The 14,800-nt window shown below is 60.7% G+C and carries 16 protein-coding genes; 9 read left to right on the top strand and 7 right to left on the bottom strand.

All coding sequences use genetic code 11. The features are described from left to right. Window positions 1-18: 18 nt before the first annotated feature. Entirely contained in the window at window positions 19-2,412 is a 2,394-nt protein-coding gene (locus LNV06_RS03205; RefSeq protein WP_263536786.1) for a catecholate siderophore receptor Fiu, read from the bottom strand. A 321-nt stretch (window positions 2,413-2,733) separates the two neighbouring features. On the opposite strand from LNV06_RS03205, the gene LNV06_RS03210 reads away from it, so the two are divergent. Both LNV06_RS03210 and LNV06_RS03215 read left to right on the top strand, forming a co-directional pair. After that, window positions 2,734-3,573, top strand: a complete 840-nt coding sequence (locus tag LNV06_RS03210; protein ID WP_263536787.1) for a glutaminyl-peptide cyclotransferase — start codon at window positions 2,734-2,736, stop codon at window positions 3,571-3,573. Window positions 3,574-3,719: 146 nt separating this feature from the next. Further along, window positions 3,720-4,118 carry a GNAT family N-acetyltransferase gene (locus tag LNV06_RS03215; RefSeq protein ID WP_505190984.1) on the top strand — a complete coding sequence of 133 codons (399 nt, stop codon included), beginning with the start codon at window positions 3,720-3,722 and terminating at the stop codon, window positions 4,116-4,118. A gap of 87 nt (window positions 4,119-4,205) precedes the next feature. Here LNV06_RS03215 and LNV06_RS03220 read toward each other — a convergent pair whose 3' ends face one another. Together LNV06_RS03220 and LNV06_RS03225 are read right to left on the bottom strand one after the other, a co-directional pair. Beyond that, complete coding sequence (locus LNV06_RS03220) at window positions 4,206-4,742, bottom strand: CPBP family glutamic-type intramembrane protease (protein ID WP_263536789.1); 537 nt, start codon at window positions 4,740-4,742, stop codon at window positions 4,206-4,208. Window positions 4,743-5,111: 369 nt separating this feature from the next. Continuing rightward, window positions 5,112-5,744: a LysE family translocator gene (locus LNV06_RS03225; RefSeq protein WP_263536790.1), complete on the bottom strand. Its 633-nt coding sequence runs from the start codon at window positions 5,742-5,744 to the stop codon at window positions 5,112-5,114. 1,201 nt (window positions 5,745-6,945) lie between these two features. Between LNV06_RS03225 and LNV06_RS03230 the strand changes: the two genes are divergently transcribed. The 3 genes from LNV06_RS03230 (at window position 6,946) to LNV06_RS03240 (ending at window position 9,481) form a co-directional block, all read left to right on the top strand. Then, window positions 6,946-7,947: an RDD family protein gene (locus tag LNV06_RS03230; RefSeq protein WP_263536791.1), complete on the top strand. Its 1,002-nt coding sequence runs from the start codon at window positions 6,946-6,948 to the stop codon at window positions 7,945-7,947. 25 nt (window positions 7,948-7,972) lie between these two features. After that, the gene (locus LNV06_RS03235; RefSeq protein ID WP_263536792.1) at window positions 7,973-8,380 is read left to right on the top strand and encodes a YciI family protein; all 408 of its coding nucleotides are present in this window, start codon (window positions 7,973-7,975) and stop codon (window positions 8,378-8,380) included. Between the two features lie 171 nt (window positions 8,381-8,551). Then, window positions 8,552-9,481, top strand: a complete 930-nt coding sequence (locus LNV06_RS03240; protein WP_263536793.1) for a DMT family transporter — start codon at window positions 8,552-8,554, stop codon at window positions 9,479-9,481. A gap of 22 nt (window positions 9,482-9,503) precedes the next feature. Here the strand turns inward: LNV06_RS03240 and LNV06_RS03245 are convergent, their stop codons facing one another. Beyond that, window positions 9,504-9,992: a YciI family protein gene (locus LNV06_RS03245; protein WP_263536794.1), complete on the bottom strand. Its 489-nt coding sequence runs from the start codon at window positions 9,990-9,992 to the stop codon at window positions 9,504-9,506. Between the two features lie 158 nt (window positions 9,993-10,150). On the opposite strand from LNV06_RS03245, the gene LNV06_RS03250 reads away from it, so the two are divergent. Continuing rightward, window positions 10,151-10,528: an ankyrin repeat domain-containing protein gene (locus LNV06_RS03250; RefSeq protein WP_263536795.1), complete on the top strand. Its 378-nt coding sequence runs from the start codon at window positions 10,151-10,153 to the stop codon at window positions 10,526-10,528. A 49-nt stretch (window positions 10,529-10,577) separates the two neighbouring features. Here the strand turns inward: LNV06_RS03250 and LNV06_RS03255 are convergent, their stop codons facing one another. Together LNV06_RS03255 and LNV06_RS03260 are read right to left on the bottom strand one after the other, a co-directional pair. After that, window positions 10,578-11,216: a 3-oxoacid CoA-transferase subunit B gene (locus LNV06_RS03255; protein ID WP_263536796.1), complete on the bottom strand. Its 639-nt coding sequence runs from the start codon at window positions 11,214-11,216 to the stop codon at window positions 10,578-10,580. A gap of 65 nt (window positions 11,217-11,281) precedes the next feature. Further along, window positions 11,282-11,977 (bottom strand): CoA transferase subunit A, encoded by a 696-nt coding sequence (locus LNV06_RS03260; protein ID WP_263536797.1) that lies wholly within the window; start codon window positions 11,975-11,977, stop codon window positions 11,282-11,284. A 127-nt stretch (window positions 11,978-12,104) separates the two neighbouring features. Here LNV06_RS03260 and LNV06_RS03265 point away from each other — a divergent pair, with 127 nt between their 5' ends. Next, a complete protein-coding gene (locus tag LNV06_RS03265; protein ID WP_263536798.1) occupies window positions 12,105-12,650 on the top strand; it encodes a PAS and helix-turn-helix domain-containing protein in 546 nt (181 codons plus the stop codon). A gap of 6 nt (window positions 12,651-12,656) precedes the next feature. On the opposite strand, the gene LNV06_RS03270 is transcribed toward LNV06_RS03265, so the two are convergent. Then, complete coding sequence (locus LNV06_RS03270) at window positions 12,657-12,875, bottom strand: SlyX family protein (protein ID WP_263536799.1); 219 nt, start codon at window positions 12,873-12,875, stop codon at window positions 12,657-12,659. A gap of 107 nt (window positions 12,876-12,982) precedes the next feature. Between LNV06_RS03270 and LNV06_RS03275 the strand changes: the two genes are divergently transcribed. Further along, window positions 12,983-13,831 carry a sulfurtransferase gene (locus tag LNV06_RS03275; RefSeq protein ID WP_263536800.1) on the top strand — a complete coding sequence of 283 codons (849 nt, stop codon included), beginning with the start codon at window positions 12,983-12,985 and terminating at the stop codon, window positions 13,829-13,831. Further along, window positions 13,828-14,799 carry an alpha/beta fold hydrolase gene (locus LNV06_RS03280; protein ID WP_263536801.1) on the top strand — a complete coding sequence of 324 codons (972 nt, stop codon included), beginning with the start codon at window positions 13,828-13,830 and terminating at the stop codon, window positions 14,797-14,799. Before LNV06_RS03275 ends, LNV06_RS03280 begins: the two co-directional genes overlap by 4 nt. Window position 14,800: the final 1 nt, after the last annotated feature.

Below are 14,800 nucleotides of genomic sequence, written 5' to 3' on the forward strand. Positions count from 1 at the left end.
ATTGCCCGCCTGAGCCGATCAGTACTTGACGTTCAGCGACAAGCTATAGCTGCGCGGCGCGCCAACGGTGAAGCGGTTGCGACCACTGTTGACGGCAGCAAAGTAGAACTTGTCGGTCAGATTGGCCACGTTGAACTGCAGGCCGATCTGCTTGTTGATCTCGTAGGCGGCCATGGCGTCAAACACCCAGTAGCTGGGGATGCCGTCCATACCGCTCACAGGAGCCGCGCCGTTATTGACTTGGGTGGTCTGGCTGGCCGTGTAGCGCGCGCCGCCACCCAGGCTCAGGCCTTGCAAGACGCCTTCGCTCAAGCGGTAGTTGACCCAGGAGGTGAAGCTCAGCTTGGGCGTGTAGACCAGCTCGGCACCGGTTTGGGTGTCAATGCTGCCGGGGGCGACCACGGCCGCCTGGTCCACCTTGCTGTCCATCCACACCAGACCGGCTTGCAGCTGCAGATTGTTGGACACCGCACCGGCCGCGCCCAACTCCAGGCCCTTGACCGTCTTTTTGCCGTATTGGGTCACATCACCTGCAGCATTGCTGGCACGGGCCAGTTCGTTCTTGTTTTCTGACTGGAACAAGGCGGCGGTCAGCAGCAATTGCTTGTCCAGCAGATCCCATTTGGTGCCCAGCTCCAGATTGCTAGCTTCTTGGGGCTTCAGGTTCGGCGCGTTGATGCTGATCGAGTTCGTGCTGCCGCTAGGCGCCGCGCTGCTGAGGGCGAAGTTGTCGCTGCCTGGAGGCTTTTGCGAGGTGGAGTAAGACAGATAGACGCTGCCGTTCTCGCTGGGCTTGTAGAGCAGACCCACTTTGCCGCTGCTCAAGCTGTCGCTCTTGGCATAGGTGGTCGAAGCGACCGCCGGCGTGGCAGGTGCCGCAATGCTGGTGTACTCGGTGCGATAGCGCTCGAAACGCAGGCCGGCGCTCAGCTGCAGGCTGGGCGTCAGGTCCAGGGTGTCAAACACATAGGCTGCGGCCGTGGTGGTGCTGCCTTCGGTGCTGGCGCCATTGCGGCTCAGCACGGCGAACTTGTCGCTCGCCTTGGGCGCATACAAGTTGGCGCGGTCGCCGTCGGTGTTGGTGTAGCTGAAGCCGGCGGTGTTTTGCTGCTCATGCGTCAGCTCAATCCCGGTGCTGATATTGTTCTTGATGCCGGCCACGGTGAAGCCGGTGCTCAGATTGGTTTGGTTGGCCAGAATCTGGTTGCGCTGGTCGCGGCCCAGGCGCAGGCGGCCGACGGTCCAAGTTTCCGGCTTGGCCGCATCGCCAACGATGGCCCAATTGCCAGAGCTGATGATGGTGTTGGTGAGAGCCAGGTCTTGCTGGGTACGGCCCAGGCGGGTGGTATTGCGCAAGGTGCTGCCGGGCGCGAAGTCATGCTCCAGTTGCACCGTCAGCATGTCCGCGGTGGTCTTGTCGAAGTCGCTCGCGCTGCCGTAGAAATTGCTGCGCGAAACTGGTTTGATGTCGGTCACGGTGACCGCGCCGGTGGCGGGCGTGGCGGTCGCGCCGGCCAAGGTCTTGTAGACCGGGGCGCTGGTGAAGCCCATCAGGCCCACGCCGGGCACGCCGCCATCGGGCGTGGCGTCTTGGCTCACATGCAGATAGCTCAGCGTGGCGCGGGTCGAAGTGCCCAAGCCCAGGGTCAGGCTGGGCGCCACGCCCCAACGATTGCGCTCGATCACATCGCGGCCGAGCACATTGCCGCGGTCGCTGAAGGCATTCAGGCGGAAGGCGGCGCCGGGCAGACCCAAGTCCAGCTTTTTGTTCAGGTCGGCGCTCAGGCGCACGCGGCTGCCGCTGGAGACTTGGGCCGAGCCTTCGGCGAAGTCGCGCAGCTGCGCCTTCTTGCTGACCATATTGATATAGCCATTGGGCGAGCCGCGGCCGTTGTCGGCGCCGCTTGGGCCCTTCACCACTTCCACCGCTTCTACATTGAAGGTGTCGCGGGTGATGCCGCCCAGATCGCGCACGCCGTCCACGAAGATATTGGCGCTGGCATCAAAGCCGCGCATGAAGACGGTGTCGCCGGTGTTGGTGTTGCCGTTCTCACCCAGGGTGAAGGTGATGCCGGGGGTGTTGCGCAGCGCGTCGCTCAAAGAGGCGGTGCCTTGTTGCTGCAGCAACTCTTTGTTGATGACGGTGATGGTCTGCGGTGTTTCCAGCAGCGGCTTGACGAATTTGGCGCTGGAGGCGGCTTCGGCCTTGAATTCGTTTTCGGTGATGGCCTTGGCCTTGGCACGCACGATGGGCAAGGCTTCTTCTGTCTTGGATGCTGCGGCCTGCTGCGCCATGGCGGCCAAGGGCAGGCTCAGCGCCAACACAGACACTGCGGCGCTAACGCCAGACAAAGACGGAGACAGAGAAGGAGACGAAGCCGCGTGCTTGCGGCTCTTGATAAATGCGGACATGAGGTCGGATCCCGGCAAACGAATGGATAGTGAAAACTTCGAGCGCTGGCGCCTTGCGCGCCTTACCTGGGGACGACCTGGGTTGACTCTCTCGACAAGAACTAAATAATAACCGTTCTCATTTACAAATTTAAGTAGGACTGAAAAATTGGTGCGATCTGTAGCCGCAACGCATCACTGCCCACTCCCCGCCAGCATCCGAGATGCCTCGCTTGGCCCGAAGCTGAACAGAGCCCCGCACCAGAGATGGTGAAATACGCGCCGCTACGCCCTCCTTTTGCACCAGCCCGGCTGCCCGCAGCCCCTGAACGGACGCCTCAATTGCAAGATTTGATCAACCTCCCCCGCTTCAACACAAGCCAACTTTGGGCCCTGCCCTGGAAGCTCAGCTTGGCATTCATCGCGGCCTTGCTGCTGCAAGCGCAGCCCGCACAAGCCCAACGCGTGCGCTTGCCGATTTTTGATGCAGTGGTGGTGAACAGCTATCCGCATGACCCAGACGCTTTCACCCAAGGCCTGCTGTTCCGCGACGGTGTGCTGTATGAAAGCACTGGCATGAACGGCCGCTCCTCGATCCGCAAGGTGGCACTGGAGAGCGGCAAAGTGCTGCAAAAAGCCGACATCCCTCAGCAGTACTTTGGCGAAGGCATGACAGCTTGGAAGGACGAGCTTTTCAGCCTGACCTGGCAGTCGCAAACCGGCTTTGTCTGGGACCTCAAGACCTTCAAGCTCAAGCGCCAATTCAGCTACAGCGGCGAAGGCTGGGGGCTGACGCACGACGATAAGCACCTGGTTCTCAGCGACGGCACGGCCACCCTGCGCTTCTTCGACCCGGCCACGATGAAGGAAGTCAAACGCCTGCCCGTCACCGCCCTCGGCCGCCCGGTCGAGCAACTCAATGAACTGGAATGGGTAGAGGGCCAGATCTATGCCAATGTCTGGCAAAGCGACTTGATCGTGCGCATCGACCCAGCATCCGGCCAGGTCCACAGCGTCATCGACCTCAGCGGCTTGCTCAAGCGCTCTGGTGCGGCCCGCGGCAGCGAAGATGTGCTCAACGGCATCGCCTATGACGCGGCCAAAAAACGCCTCTTTGTCACCGGCAAACTCTGGCCCAAGCTGTTTGAGATTCGGCTGCTGCCGAGGCCCTTGACGCAATAAAGCTTGCAAGCATCTTCGAGGAACTGCCGGTGCACATTCAAGCCTTTGATCAAAGTCTGTTCCCAGCTCTGGTGCAAGCCATGCGCGAACAGGATTAGCATTATTTCGGCGCACAAGGCGCGAGCATCGAAGCGCTCACGCAGAGCCTGAAGCACGGGATCTTGGCAGCGGATGCAGGGGTTCAGATCGTCGTCGCGCAGGATGGAGATGAGGTCGCCGCGCTGGCAACTTTCTCCTTGCTCTACCCTGCGCGGCAGCAAAGAGGCCAGCTCATCATGATGGATCTGTTTGCTCGCCAGCGTTGGCGTTCGCGGGGCCTGGGCGAGCAATTGATGCGCTACCTCGCCGCTTATGCCTTGCAAAGAAACTGCATTCGCTTCGACTGGACCACCGAATCCAGCAACACCGGCGCCATGTCCTTCTATCAGCGCCTGGGTGCCGAGCATGTGACCGAGAAGGTCTACTACCGGCTGACGGGTCAAGCGCTACAAGCCTTAGCGGGTGAGCCAGCCCAAACACCAGGCTCTTCCAACAGCCCCGCTTGACGGGTGCCCAAAAGCCCCCCAGGGTCAGGTCTTGCTATTGGAGCTTGCATTGCTGGGCTGTCCTTAAAGACAGCATAGCCAACATGCCTAAGCCCACTGCGGAAACAAGCTGGCAACAACGAACAGCAACATGAAATTATGTGCAGCATGGGTCGTAAACGCGGCAAGGAAGGCGGGAAACATGCCACTTGGCCGGGCGAGCAGATAGCTGCCTGCAAAGACCAGCCCGGTGGAAAAGGTCGCGACGCCGTGCGCCAGCCCGCCATTGACGCAATGGCCCACCCCAAACAACGCGGCACTGATGATGATGCAGACAAGGGAGCTGCCGCCGAAGCGATTGGCAACTTCCACCGGAACCACCTGACCAAGCAATGTTTCGAAGACCGGCACCCAGAGGACGGCGACGAAAAACAGAAGGCCCGGAGAGAGCGTCCCTAGAGCCGAGCCGGCCGATGGCCCCCAATCCTCACGAGGAAGCACCACGGAAAGAAAAAGCAGCGTCAGCACGGACACAGCCAAACTGAGCACTGCCAGCCAAAGTCCGGAATTAATCGCACCCAAAACTGGGCGCGCACATACTCTGGCCCGCAGATGCTCGGTCGGAACTGTGATCGGAACTCTCATGACGGCCAACGATGAAGCTCAGGAGCCGCAGCCAGCTGGCCGCGCGGAGCAGAAACCATACAGACAGCGTTGCGCGGCCAGCTGGCGGAGGTCCGCTCGAGCGACCAGTTAGAGCGCATTTTTACTGTCCGCACCTTGCTTAACGAAGAGCTTCCAAGAAACCACGGCAGCCGCAAGAAGCAATACGCAAGAGACAGAAGCTAGCATGCCGTCCTGCATTGCCAGGTCGCAACATGCCGCTGTCAGCCACACTGCTGCAAAGAGCCAGGTCAGCGACATAGCGATCGTTCCGCCGAAAAAAGGATGAATTTGGAGAGCATTCAGGGCCAGTCTTGGTGCGCTCTAACGTGTTTTCGGCCGCACTCGGCACTACCCGCGATGCATAGAGGAAATGAGCTTTAACCCCAAACCCACCATGACAGCGCCGGCCGTTCGATCGACCCAGACCTTGCCTCGAAGATAGACACGACGAGGCCCTGACGAGGATAGAAGTATTGCGACTATGGCGTACCAGCCAGCCTCAACGACAAAGATGGTGCAAAGCAGTGCGAGCGCGAACGGCGCTGAATAGTTACTTGGTAGGAAAGCCGCAAAAACGCTGGCATAGACGATCGCGGTTTTTGGATTGCTCACTTGTGTGGTGAGCCCAAGCAAGAAGTGGCGGCGCAAAGAGAGCTTCTGGCTGGAGGATTTGCCATTGACTTGGAGTGGCTCGTTGGCGCCAGAGAAGATGCGGTAGCCGAGGTAGCAAAGATACAGACCGCCTAGAACCTTGAGGCCTATGAACAGAGCTGGCACCGCCAAGAAAACTGCTTGCAACCCCAGCAGCGCTGCCGAAGCGAAGAGGACGGCACCACACCCCATGCCAAGCGAAGCGGCGACACCGCTTGACCGCGATGCTGAGACCGCAGCCCTTGCCACCATGACAAAGCTAGGCCCTGGACTGATTGCTCCAATGGCCAGCGCGCTGGCGATACCGAGAAGAGAAAAGATTTCTTGCATGAGCACCTCCAGAGACTGTGCGGCCTAACGTTCGAGCTGAGCGGCCGAAGCCAGTTGGCCGCGCGAAGCTGAGAATTTACAGGCAGCGTAGCGCGGCCAGCTGGCGGAGGTCCACTCGAGTGACCGGTTAGGCCTCAGGTATTGACCATATACGCAGCTCATGGAAGTCGCCAAATACGGACTGCCGCAAGCGTGGAAAGTGATAGTGGAATTGCGACAGTAAAAAAAGTGGAAATGCCTAGAACAACGAGACTTGTCTGTTTGCCAGGAAACATCAATGGAATCGCTGTCGTAATCACGGATATCAGGATTGTTGGCAGCCAAACTGCCCCGCTTCCGCGCCTCACTCTCGAATGAATGGCGCAAACAATTGGCAGAAAAACAAGGCAACTGAAAGCACCGAATACGAGTGGAACCAGCGCGCTAAATCTAAACGGGTCTTCTCGGATTCCACCAATGTTTCTGCCGAGCATTTCCATTGTGATTCCCGCTATGGCGGCAACCAATGCCCCACCGAGCAAACCCAAAATAGCACGCATCTTCCGCGGCGGGGTCTTGTTTGAATTTTCGACCATGAGAATAGGTGAAAGACTGAACTCGCTACGAATGCGCCTGCTGAAATTGAGGCCTAACGTGTTGTATATCGCAGCCCAACGCCGCATAACAAAGCCGGTGTCGTCATAACCGGCTCCGCGAAAGCAGAGGCAAGTGCTTGATGGCAAAGCCTTTTCTTCTGATGAGCTGCTGTTTCGTACCGCATTATTCTTGCCGACAAAAGCGACGTTTGTTACAAACCCGAAAAGGGGCTGGGCACTGAGCTGGGTGGCCCGCTATGTTGCCAGCATTGACCTTGGCGGCGATGAAGTTTTGGCGAAATCTAACTGGGTATTTCCCCGCAGGTGCCTCGGCTTTTCAAGGGGCTGTTAGCAAGGCCGGCGATTCCCATAGCGGAGCTAGCGTTTTTCAACGGCGTCCACTGTACGGGGCCGAACACTGCACTGTGCCTCCGGCGGAATCTGGCCCAAGCTACTTGAGATCCGATTGCCGCCGCGGCCGGCATCGCAATAGCAGCAAAAGACGGCTTCATCAAAGAAGCCAATCGCTGAGACTCAAGGCGCCACTCCGACCGCCCTTCAAGGCACTTTCAGCCCGGGTCTCGCCCTAGTGCGCCTGTAACCCTAATGCTGGAAACTGACGGCCCATGGATTCACTCACACCAACCCTGGCTGTCGCCCAGAACACCGCACCTTCTGCTGTGGGCTTCGCTGGCTTTTGGCGAAGAGTTGGCGCTTTTGCGATCGACTGCCTGATCCTCGGCTGCATCGGCATTGCCTTGGGCTCACTCTTGACCGAACAACTGGTGGCTCTGGGTCCCTGGGGTCGACTGCTGGGCTTCTTCATCTCCTTGGTCTATTTCGGCCTGCTGGACAGCAAACTCAGCGGAGGCCAGACGCCGGGCAAACGGCTGCTGAAAATCCGAGTGCAAGATGCCGAGGGCGAGGCGCTCTCGGTCGGGCGCTCTTTGCTGAGATTCATGCCGCTGGGCCTGGCTTGGTTTCCGAACAATGCACAGTTTTCAGCCTCGATGTATGCCCAGCCCTGGGTGTCGCTGATCTCTATGGCTGTCTTTGGTCTGGGTCTCAGCCTGCTGTATTTGCTGGTTTTCAATCGCCCCAGCCGCCAGTCTGTGCACGATCTGCTGGTCGGCGCTTTTGTGGTCAACAGCGTCGAAGCGCAGCCGCGAGCCACGCTCGTGGCCTGCGCCCCTAAGCAGCGGCACCTCGCAGCGTGCGCAAGCTTGCTCGCACTCGCGGGCCTCGCGCCTGTCTTGTTGAGCCCATGGTCGGCGGGCTCACCGTTTGCGCAACTGATGCAAGTTCAACAGGCCTTGAGTGCGGAGCCTTGGCTCATGACTGCAAGCCTCAACCAAGGAGAGAGCTTTTCTGTCTCTAACTCCTCGGTGGATTCAGGCCAAAAGAACCGTCATTTCTTGAGCATCACCGCTTTTTGCAAAGACAAGGATATTGACAATCCTGAGCGTGCACAGCGCCTGGCACGCTTGGCGCTGGACAAGCACCAAGGGGCAAAAGCGTTGGATGTGATCCAGGTCAGTTTGGTCCACGGTTACGACATCGGCATCGCCTCAGCTTGGCGCGTCCGCCACTTTGCTCGCCCGCCTGCCGATTGGATGGCGCCGCAATAGGTCGGCCTCACAAGGAGATTCAACCGTGAGCAAGAAAGCCTTCAAATGCGGCCTGGCATTCGCGCTGTTGCTGAGTGCCCCTTTGCTGCAGGCTCAAGCCACTGCCGAGCCGCCAAAGCCCCATGTCACGGTGCCAGCGCGAGACATTCGCTATGTGGTCTTCCATCGCCCAGGGCCCAACTGGCAAGCCGACAAGAGCTTGTTTGAACAGCCTGGGCTGCAAGACCATATCGCGCATTACCGCCAGTTGTTGGCAGCAGGGAAACTGGCGCTGGGTGGGCCGCACCTCGATGAGCAAGCCGGCGGGATGATGATTCCCGCCGCCGGCTTGAGCGAACAAGAGATTCGAGCCTTCGCCATGGATGACCCCGCCGTCAAAAGCGGCTTGCTGCGGGTTGAAATCCGGCCTTGGTTGATTGGCATGCGTCCTTAGGCCCCGCCACTTCCGCGGGGCGGGAGTTTGACCTCACAGAATCGTTCACTCATCACTCAAGGGCAGGAGCCAGCGCACAAAGCCGCCTAAGATGAGCTGAGGCTGCTCCGCTGGCTGCTCGGCCCAATTTGAGTTCCCTCGGGCTCTACCCTCCACCGACCCACCATCTCCATGAGCCTCAGCAGCCCCTCTGTGACCTCACCCTCCTCCACCACACCTTTGGCCTTCGTGGCAGCTTGCGCCGCGGGTGTGCTGTGGGGCACGGGGGCTTTGGTGGTGAATGTCTTGGTGAGCCGGCATGGCTTCAGGCCGGAGAACATTTCTTTTTGGCGCTTTCTGGTGGGCGCCGTGGTGCTGCTGGCAATCTTTGGGCGAAGCATCAGTTGGCAACGCTTGCGCCCGGTGCTGGGGCCTGTGCTCTTGGCCGGGGTCGCCATGGCCGCCTATGTCTTGCTGTGGTTTCTGGGCATCGAGCAAATCGGCGCTGCCATTCCCACTTTGATTGCACTGTGCTTGCCGCCGGTCATCGTCAGCGCCTGGGCGGTGGCACGCGGACAAGAACGCGCCGATTTACAACTGTTCTTGGTCCTGGGTGGCGCGCTCTTGGGCACTGTGCTGATCGTGGCTCGACATGGCGCGGAGCCTGCCCGCGAGGGCACGGGCAGCCTGGGGCTGGGCGTGCTCTTCTCTATGGCCTCGGCCTTTTTGTATGCCGGCTTTTCCATGATCAGCGGCCGCATTTCCATTGCCTTGGGCGCTGGCCCAGCCACCGCTTGTTTGACCACGGTCGCAGCCGCCGCCATGGGACTCTTTGGCTTGTACCGGCCGCTCACATGGCCTCAGGACGTACCACCGCAAGCCTGGTTTTTGTATCTGGGCGTGGTCACCGCGGCCTTGGCGCTGCTGGCCTTCAGCTGGGGTGCAGCACGCTTGAAGCCCAGCGCGCTGACCGTGGCGACTCTGCTGGAGCCGCTGACGGCAGTGCTCTTGTCAGCCCTGCTGCTGGGTCAACACTTGAACGCGCAGCAATGGCTGGGCGGCGCCCTACTGCTGCTCAGCATCTGGGTGCTGGGCAAGCGCTCGGCGGCCAAGACGCCTTAGACCTGAGGCGCGAGCCCAGGGCTTAGAAACTCTTCTTCGCCACCTTGGCATGCGCCGGGTTGACCAGCATCAGCGCGGCCGAGCCGTAATACTTGTGATACTCGGCCACCATCTCGCCGCTGCTGATCACCGGGTCGGTGGCAGCCAACTGCTTGGCTTCTTCAATGTCTGACACCGCCAAGATGAAGAGGCCGCGCCAACCGTCCACGCCATCAAAAGGCCCGGCTAGCGCCAACTTGCCCTCGGCAGCGAGTCGATTGATATTGGCGAAATGCCCTTTGAACATTGCATCGCGAGCCGGCCCGGCGGGCATGGGCTTGGGGCCGGTTTTCAGGACCACCAACACATACTTGCGCATGCCGTAATCGTCTGCGCCGACGGACTGGGCCAAGTCGGCATCAAAGACGGGCTGGGCTGGCAAGGCTTGCTGCGCAAAGACAGGCGAAAAAGCCGGCAAAAAAGCTGATGCAAGGCAAAGCGTCAGCGCTTTGAGCAAGGGCAGTCTTGGCATGGTGGCTCCAGAAGTTTGCTCAATGCTAAGGGAAGTCCTGCCAGCCAAGCGACCAACACAAGCGCAAGAACGCCCATCCCTGTCGGGATTGGCCTAAGCCTGCTCAGCATGGATTGCCCTTACATTGCGCCCACATACATGCAAAGCAGGTGGCAACCATGGACGGCGGCAACTGGAAAGAGATGTTCAACGCGGCCTGTGAAGGCGATCTCGAATTGGTCCGCTACCACGTGAGGCGCGGCGTGGATGTCAATTACGCCCATCCCGAGTTTCTGTCCACACCCTTGGTGGCCAGTGCCTTGGCGTGGCAAGAAGAAATTGCCTTGTTTCTGCTCGACGCCGGCGCCAACCCCGACCTAGCGTCTGAGTTCGACGCATGCACGCCGCTGCAAGCGGCACGCCAAGCCAAGCTCAAGGTGCTGGCCGAGCGGCTGCTGCAAATGGGGGCGCAAGATGTGCCCCAAGAAAAAAGGGCCTCAGCGTGGAAGCTAGGCCCTTGGGTTCAGCGGATGTTCTCGGGCGCTCGATCCGCCTGAACCGAGCCCCGCCCGAGGCGGTCAAAATCAGATCAAGTTCTGATCAAACTCAAATCAGAGTCACGCCGGTCTTGCTCTGCACTTCTTCGCGCGTCACGCCTTCGGCCAATTCCACCAGCTTCAAGCCAGCGGGCGTCACATCCATCACCGCCAGGTCGGTGATGATGCGATTCACCACACCCACGCCGGTCAGCGGCAAGGTGCAGGCGGGCAAGATCTTCATATCGGTCGTGCCGTCTTTCTTGCGCGCCACATGCTCCATCAGCACGATCACGCGCTTGACGCCGGCCACCAAATCCATGGCGCCGCCCATGCCCTTGACCATCTTGCCGGGGATCATCCAGTTCGCCAGGTCGCCCTTCTCGCTGACCTGCATGGCGCCCAAGATGCTCAGATTGATCTTGCCGCCGCGAATCATCGCGAAGGACTCTTGGCTGCCAAAGATGGACGAGCCTGCAATCGTGGTCACGGTTTGCTTGCCGGCATTGATGAGGTCGGCGTCCACCTGGTCTTCGGTCGGGAAAGGGCCAATGCCCAGCATGCCGTTTTCACTTTGCAGCCAGACTTCTTTGTCTGCCGGCACAAAGTTCGCCACCAGGGTCGGGATGCCGATGCCCAGGTTCACATAAAAGCCGTCTTCCAACTCTTGGGCAGCACGCGCCGCCATTTGGTCTTGTGTCCAGGCCATGATCTTCTCTCCAGGTCGTTGAGGGCAGCGCTGCGTGTTTCAAGCGAGCGCTCTGCCCCACCAAATTATTGGGAAATCGTGCGCTTCTCGATGCGCTTTTCCGGGTTCGCATTGACGACGATGCGGTGCACATAAATGCCCGGCAGGTGAACGGCGTCGGGATCGATCTCGCCCACTTCGACCAGCTGCTCCACTTCCACTACGGTGATCTTGCCGGCCATGGCGGCGGCCGGGTTGAAGTTGCGGGCGGTGCGACGGAAGACCAGATTGCCGCTCTTGTCGGCCTTCCAGGCCTTGACCAGGGCGACCTCAGGGCACAGCGCATGCTCGAGCACATAGGTGTGGCCATCAAACTCGCGCAGCTCCTTGCCCTCGGCCACGATGGTGCCCACGCCGGTGCGGGTGTAAAAGGCCGGGATGCCGGCGCCGCCAGCGCGCAGCTTCTCGGCCAGCGTGCCTTGCGGCGTGAATTCAAGTTGCAACTCGCCGGCCAGGTATTGGCGCTCGAACTCTTTGTTCTCGCCCACATAGCTGGAGATCATCTTCTTGATCTGGCGGGTTTCCAGCAATTGGCCGAGGCCAAAGCCATCCACGCCGGCGTTGTTGGAGATGACCGTCAGGTCCTTGACCGCGCTGTCGCGCAGCGCCGCAATCAAAGCCTCGGGGATGCCGCAGAGGCCGAAACCGCCCACCGCCAGCAACTGCCCGTCTTTGACGATGCCCTGGAGCGCTTCGGCCGCGCTGGGGAATACCTTGTTCATGCGTGAGTCTCCGTCAAGCCAAATGCAATCCGCGAAGCGTACTACGTAATGCCTTAAGTAGTGATTACGTAGAATCGCCTAAAGCCTCTCGCCAAACTCCTCGCCTCCCGACGCTGGCCCACGACCGATGAACCTGGACTACCGCAGCGCCTTCGATCTGGCCCCCATCGGCTTGGTGATCTCGGCCCGCCGTTTGATCGTGGACTGCAACCAGCAATTGCTAAGCATGTTTGCGGCCAGCCGTGAGCAATTGATCGGTCAGAGCTTCGAAGTGCTCTACCCCAGCCCGGCCGAGTTTGAGCGCACCGGGGAGCGCATTGCCGCCCGCCTCGATGCGCAGGGCTTTTATGCCGACGAGCGGGTGATGAAGCGGCTAGCTTCGGCGCAGCTGTTTTGGTGCCATGTGTCCGGCCGCGCGCTGAACCCGGCGGACCCCCATGCCGAGGGGATTTGGAGTTTTGAAGACCTGTCGGCCCACCGTCAGCTGAAGGCCGAGCTGACCCCGCGCGAGCGCGAAATTGCCGCTTTGCTGATCGAGGGCCTGACCAGCAAATTGATCGGACGCCGCCTGGGCGTGAGCCCCCGCACCGTCGATGTCTACCGCGGCCGCTTGATGAAAAAGTACGGCGCCGCGTCAACGCCGGAGCTGATCCACAAACTTTTGAGCGTCTGAGCCTGCTCAGTAATGCGGCGGTAGATCGTCCCGCAGACTGCGAAACGCCGGGCCGCCGGCCTCGGGCATTTGTTGGCGCAGCGCCGCCACCTCGCGCCGCAAGGCATCGATCTGGTCTTGCTGGCGGGTGATGATTTGATTGAGCTGGTCGAGCAAGTCTTCGCTGAAGGAGGCCTTGATCTCTAAATCGATCAGGCGTTGCTCGGTGTCGGGAGTGGAATTCATGCCCGTATTGGACTGCATCTTGAAGCGCGTCCGCCAATCGAATCGCCTCGGCCCGAAGGGCAGCCCCTGGCTCTTGCCTACAATTCAGCCTGACCCTGACCCCGAACATGAACGCAACTCTTCCCGTCCTGAACATCTCGTCCTATAAATTCGTCAGCCTGCCGGACTGTGCAGCGCTGCGCGAAACGCTCTATCAGCGCGCGCTGGACCTGGAGCTCAAGGGCACGGTCTTGCTGGCCGAGGAAGGCATCAATCTCTTTCTGGCCGGCAGCGGCGAAGCGGTGAACGCCTGGGTCGACGCACTCCGTCAAGACCCGCGCTTTGCTGACCTGGCGCCCAAAGAGAGTTGGAGCGAGAGCACACCGTTTCGCAAACTGCTGGTCAAGGTCAAGAACGAAATCATCCGCATGAACCACCCAGCGATCCGGCCCGATGCGCAGCCGCGTGCGCCGGCCCTGCCGGCGGTGACGCTGGCACGCTGGCTGGAACAAGGCCATGACGACGAGGGCCGCCCGGTGGTGACGCTGGACACCCGCAATGCCTTCGAGGTGGACTACGGCACTTTTGAAGGTGCGATCGACTGGCGCATTGCCAAGTTCAGCGAATTCCCCCAGGCCGTGCAAGCACACCGCGAAGAACTGATGGGCAAGACGGTGGTGAGCTTTTGCACCGGCGGCATCCGCTGCGAAAAGGCCGCTATCTATTTGCAGCAACAAGGTCTGGACGGCCCGGTCTACCAGCTCGAAGGCGGCATCCTCAAATACTTCGAGGAAACCGGCGGCCCGCACTACCAAGGCAGCTGCTTTGTGTTTGACGAGCGCGAAGCCCTGGACGCCGGCTTGCACGCCGCCAGCGAGATCCAGCGCCCGGCCAGCGAGGCGCACCGGGCCAAGCCGAACCGCACGACAGAAAGCACGACAGAAAGCACGACAGAAAGCAAGGTCAGCGCCGGATGAGTGGGCGACGAAGCCTGGCCCTGCCGGACCTGCTGCTGCGCCTGCTGGGCGTCTTGCTGCTGGCTGCGGCCCTGGGCTTTGCGGCCACCAAGGCCGAAGACCGAACCCTGGAAAGCCTTTTGCCGCTATGGGCGCCGCCGCCCTCCGAGTTCATCGACCTGAAGGGTCAGCTGGTGCATGTGCGCGACCAGGGCCCGGCTGACGACCCGCTGCCCATCGTGCTCATCCATGGCACTTCGGCCAGCTTGCACACCTGGAAAGGCTGGGTGGCGGAGCTGAGCAAAAGCCGCCGCGTCATCAGCTTCGACCTGCCCGGCTTTGGTCTGACTGGCCCGGCGGTCAGCGGCGACTACAGCATCGAGGCCTACAGCGCCTTTGTCAGCCAGCTGCTGGCGCATTTGAAAGTGCAGCGCGCAGTGCTGGCCGGCAATTCGCTGGGCGGCGAAGTGGCCTGGACGGTGGCGGCCGACCGTCCCGAGCTGGCTGCCGGCCTGGTTTTGGTCGATGCCAGTGGCTATGACTTCAAACCCGAGGCGGTGCCGCTGGGCTTTTATATGGCTCGGCTGCCGGGCGCGAGTTGGCTGAGCCATTACCTACTGCCGCGCCAGGTGGTGGCCGCCAGTGTGCGCAGTGTTTATGGCGACCCCGCCAAAGTCTCGCCCGAGCTGATTGACCGTTACTTTGAACTCACCCTGCGGGCCGGCAACCGCAAAGCCTTGAGCCAACGCCTGGAGCAAATGCAGTTCGGCAACCATGTCGACCGGATCAAGCAGCTGCGCTTGCCCACCTTGATTTTGTGGGGCGAACGCGACCGTTTGATCCCGCCGGTGAACGGCCAGGCCTTCGCCCGCGATATTGCCGGCAGCCAGCTACACACCCTGCCCGGCCTGGGCCATGTGCCGCATGAAGAAGATCCGGTCGCCAGCCTGGCGCCGGTGCAAGCGTTTCTGACTACGCTCAAACCCTAGG

It is taken from the genome of Paucibacter sp. Y2R2-4, from assembly GCF_025717535.1.
Classification (GTDB): Bacteria; Pseudomonadota; Gammaproteobacteria; order Burkholderiales; family Burkholderiaceae_C; genus Paucibacter_A.

Excerpts from the sequence above, each read along its gene's own strand:
- LNV06_RS03205 (WP_263536786.1), bottom strand. The coding sequence starts at position 2,412 with ATGTCCGCATTTATCAAGAGCCGCAAGCACGCGGCTTCGTCTCCTTCT.
- LNV06_RS03220 (WP_263536789.1), bottom strand. The coding sequence starts at position 4,742 with ATGAGAGTTCCGATCACAGTTCCGACCGAGCATCTGCGGGCCAGAGTA.
- LNV06_RS03225 (WP_263536790.1), bottom strand. The coding sequence starts at position 5,744 with ATGCAAGAAATCTTTTCTCTTCTCGGTATCGCCAGCGCGCTGGCCATT.
- LNV06_RS03230 (WP_263536791.1), top strand. The coding sequence starts at position 6,946 with ATGGATTCACTCACACCAACCCTGGCTGTCGCCCAGAACACCGCACCT.
- LNV06_RS03240 (WP_263536793.1), top strand. The coding sequence starts at position 8,552 with ATGAGCCTCAGCAGCCCCTCTGTGACCTCACCCTCCTCCACCACACCT.
- LNV06_RS03245 (WP_263536794.1), bottom strand. The coding sequence starts at position 9,992 with ATGCCAAGACTGCCCTTGCTCAAAGCGCTGACGCTTTGCCTTGCATCA.
- LNV06_RS03250 (WP_263536795.1), top strand. The coding sequence starts at position 10,151 with ATGGACGGCGGCAACTGGAAAGAGATGTTCAACGCGGCCTGTGAAGGC.
- LNV06_RS03255 (WP_263536796.1), bottom strand. The coding sequence starts at position 11,216 with ATGGCCTGGACACAAGACCAAATGGCGGCGCGTGCTGCCCAAGAGTTG.
- LNV06_RS03260 (WP_263536797.1), bottom strand. The coding sequence starts at position 11,977 with ATGAACAAGGTATTCCCCAGCGCGGCCGAAGCGCTCCAGGGCATCGTC.
- LNV06_RS03265 (WP_263536798.1), top strand. The coding sequence starts at position 12,105 with ATGAACCTGGACTACCGCAGCGCCTTCGATCTGGCCCCCATCGGCTTG.
- LNV06_RS03270 (WP_263536799.1), bottom strand. The coding sequence starts at position 12,875 with ATGAATTCCACTCCCGACACCGAGCAACGCCTGATCGATTTAGAGATC.
- LNV06_RS03275 (WP_263536800.1), top strand. The coding sequence starts at position 12,983 with ATGAACGCAACTCTTCCCGTCCTGAACATCTCGTCCTATAAATTCGTC.
- LNV06_RS03280 (WP_263536801.1), top strand. The coding sequence starts at position 13,828 with ATGAGTGGGCGACGAAGCCTGGCCCTGCCGGACCTGCTGCTGCGCCTG.